Source organism: Rhizobium altiplani, from assembly GCF_001542405.1.
GTDB lineage: Bacteria > Pseudomonadota > Alphaproteobacteria > Rhizobiales > Rhizobiaceae > Rhizobium > Rhizobium altiplani.
Window position 1 is genome coordinate 1 of record NZ_LNCD01000142.1, and the last position, 3,290, is coordinate 3,290.

Genomic DNA, 3,290 nt, shown 5'->3' on the forward strand with positions numbered 1-3,290 from the left:
GAGCTGGTGTCGGTCCAGTCCGGCCGCGGTGCGGCATTCGTTGTCGTTCGATTACCTGACGGACGCCGCCGTTCAATTCGCCGATCGATAACCGATCTTGTAACCGCTTCGCCGGAAGCGCGAAGCGAGTCGAAGTCGGCGCCTCGCATCAGCGTTCGAACCCTGCTCACATTGATGCACCATTTGAACAGCATGGTTACCTCCCGTTCCAAGGAGGTGATTCGCGATGAACGTGCAATCAAAACCGTACCGCGTAGCGTCTCAGTCCCTCGTAAAGCTTCTTACCCCGAGCACGACAGTCCCGCGTCCGTGGCTCGATCTGCCGCCGGAGACGCGGAAACAACTTGCTCAAAAACTTGCCCCCCTGTTGATGCGGATGCGGTCAATACGCGCGCCGACAAAGGTGGATCGGCATGCTGAGAGCGACGAATAACCCGGACGAGCGCGTCACGGCCGAGCATCGCGGCAAGCTCGCCTACATCTATGTCCGCCAGTCTTCCGTAAACCAGGTGCGCCATCATCAGGAAAGCACGGAGTTGCAGTATCGTCTGATCGATCGTGCCGTCGCTCTTGGCTGGCCACATGAACGCGTGCACGTCATCGATGAAGATCTCGGCAAATCCGGTTCGGGCTGCGTCGAGCGAGAGGGCTTCAAGAAGCTAATCGCGGAGATCGGGCTGGGAAACGCGGGGCTTGTCATCAGTCTTGACGCCTCCCGGCTCGCCCGTAACAACCGCGACTGGCATCAACTCCTCGATCTGTGCTCATTGTTTGGCGTCATCATCGCTGACGGCGAACGGCTCTACGATCCGTGCGCTTATCACGACCGCCTGCTGCTGGGCTTGTCCGGCATCATGAGCGAGGCGGAGCTGCACCAGATCAAGCAACGCCTGCATCAGGGTGAGCGCCAGAAAGCGGCACGCGGCGAATTGCGCCTTGGCCTTCCCGCCGGATTGGCTTACGACCGCTCAGGCCAAATCATCCTCAACCCCGATGAGGAGGTGCAGGCAAGGCTGTGCCTGGTCTTCAGCAAATTCCGCGAGTTAGGAAGCGCGCGGGCAGTGATGCGCTACCTACGCAAGGAGAATTTGCCGTTGCCAATGCGCCCCCTTCGTGGTCCGGCGCCGCACGAAGTGGTTTGGCGTGAGGCCAGCAACCCGCGGGTGCTCAGCATTCTCCATAATCCCGGCTATGCTGGGGCCTATGTCTATGGTCGGCGGCGGCAGACGGGTGGACGCGTTCGCCAGGACGTTTATCGTCCGCGGACGACTAAGGTCCCCATCGCGGACTGGGAGGTCTGTTTGGAAGCGGCCCATCCTGGTTACATCGGCTGGGAGCAGTTCATGGAGAACCAACGGCGATTGGAGAACAACATCAACCGCTACGAAGCCGGCCATTCGGGCTTGCCGCGCAAGGGCGCCGCGCTGCTGCAGGGCATCGCTGTCTGCGGGCGGTGCGGTCGCCGGATGAGTTTGCGCTATAGCGGCCCTGCGGGAAACTATCCCGTCTACGCATGCCGCGCCGACCGCGGCCACGACGGAGGGCCGTTATGCCAGGAGGTGCGCGCTCTGCCGGTCGATGCACGCGTCGAAAGCATTCTACTCGAGGCTCTGACGCCGGACAGGATTGCTATCGCCGTCGCCGCACTGGGCCAGATGGAAGAGGAGGCCCGTCAACTCGAGCGTCAATGGGCTCTGCGGCGCGAACGTGCGCGCTACGAGGCGGAAAGGGCACGGCGCCAATATGATGCAGTCGAGCCAGAGAACCGCTTGGTGGCCCGTTCGCTGGAACGCGGATGGGAGGAAAAGTTGCGCGCGGCCGCGGCCATCGAGCAGGACTATGAACGGTGGCGGTCCGACGAGCCCCTGGTTCTCAGCGAGGCAGATCGCGACGGGTTATTGGCACTCGGAGAGAACCTGCCTGGCATCTGGCATGCCCCATTGACCACGGCGGCCGAGCGAAAGAGCATCTTACGCCTCATTATCTGCGAGGTCGTTCTCGATCAAAAACGGCTGCAAGGACAGGTCTGGATCAAGATCTTGTGGCAAACGGGAGCGACGAGCGAGCACTCTGTCCAAAGGCGCGTTCATACCTATGGCGACTATATCGATATCGACAAATTACGAGCGCGCGTGACGGAGCTGAACGCCGCAGGCAAAATGGACAAGGAAATTGCGTCGGTACTGAACGCGGAAGGCTTCCGTGCCGCACAGAATTGCGCCTTCAAAGGTGACAATGTCTGGCTCTTGCGCAGGCGTTGGGGCATTCCAACCGTCAAAATCAACGGAACGAGCTCCAACCCCGTCAGGTGGCCAGACGGAACCTATTCCGTTCAAGGAGCTGCTGCAGCTCTTGGCATTACGCCGCAGACCATCTTCAAATACCTGGCACGAGGCCTGATTCAAGGCCGGCAGCTAGTGAAAGGACAACCATGGCAGATCGAACTGATGGAGGACCAGATCGACATTCTACGCGCTCGCGCTCAACGCAATAGACGATCGAGGAAACAGGCATCATGAAATCATCGGTGACCCAACCTACGCCGATGCCATCCTCGATCGCCTCGTTCATAACGCCCATCGCATCGACCTATCCGGGGAAAGCTTGCGGCGAAATCAGCGCCGGAAATCTTGACTCGCTACACGAATGAACTGACAACAATCACTGCCAGCAGGACCCCAGCCTCAGGGGGCGAGATCATCCCGGAATCCGGGGGCGCAATCATCTCGGAACAAAGGGGCGGCTTCATCGGAATCGGCAATTGAATGGAGAAATCAAGCGAAGGACCGAGGTCGTCGGCATATTCCCAAACGACGATGCCATTGTCGGGCTCGTCGGCGCTCTGCTGCTGGAGCAAAATGATGAGTGGCTGTTCAGCGCTCGCGGTTACATGACACTGGAAACCATCGCCACAATGAGCGATGATCCACTCATCAACTTGCCCGGTATTGTCACGTTAACTGGGCTGCGGTTGCCTGCCTGACGGGTTGGGCGTAGATTTCGGCATGTATTCACGAGATATCAGCTTCAAGCGTGACCGTTTTCCGCCACGGATCGTTTCTCGGTCTGGCTTATTTGCGGTTCAACCTTAGTCGCGTGAAGTTGAGGAAATGCTGCTCGAGCGACGTGTCATAGGAGACAGTCCGCCGCTGGATTGCCAAGTTCGGACCCCAGATCGCACGCAACTTGCGGCGGCGGCAGGCGCGCCCCGACGGTATTTGGTATTTGGACGAAGTCGTCGTGAAATGCGCTGGAGAGAAATTCTGGCTCTGGCGTGCGGTCGATCAACA

Annotated in this window: 2 protein-coding genes and 3 pseudogenes; 4 read left to right on the forward strand and 1 reads right to left on the reverse strand. The window is 59.5% G+C overall.

Annotated elements, in window-relative coordinates:
- The coding region (locus AS026_RS42820; protein WP_205634470.1) for a hypothetical protein at positions 1 to 194 on the reverse strand (194 nt) is incomplete at its 3' end.
- Positions 195 to 413: 219 nt separating this feature from the next.
- Here AS026_RS42820 and AS026_RS36230 point away from each other — a divergent pair.
- From AS026_RS36230 to AS026_RS43860, 4 genes and pseudogenes are all read left to right on the forward strand, one after another.
- Complete coding sequence (locus AS026_RS36230; RefSeq protein WP_028749699.1) at positions 414 to 2,519, forward strand: recombinase family protein; 2,106 nt, start codon at positions 414 to 416, stop codon at positions 2,517 to 2,519.
- Positions 2,515 to 2,634: pseudogene (locus AS026_RS40805) on the forward strand (ATP-binding protein); the annotation flags it as partial. The gene AS026_RS36230 and the pseudogene AS026_RS40805, both read left to right, overlap by 5 nt.
- Before the next feature lie 124 nt (positions 2,635 to 2,758).
- Positions 2,759 to 2,983: pseudogene (locus tag AS026_RS36235) on the forward strand (transposase); the annotation flags it as partial.
- Positions 2,984 to 3,005: 22 nt separating this feature from the next.
- Positions 3,006 to 3,290: pseudogene (locus AS026_RS43860) on the forward strand (IS6 family transposase); the annotation flags it as partial.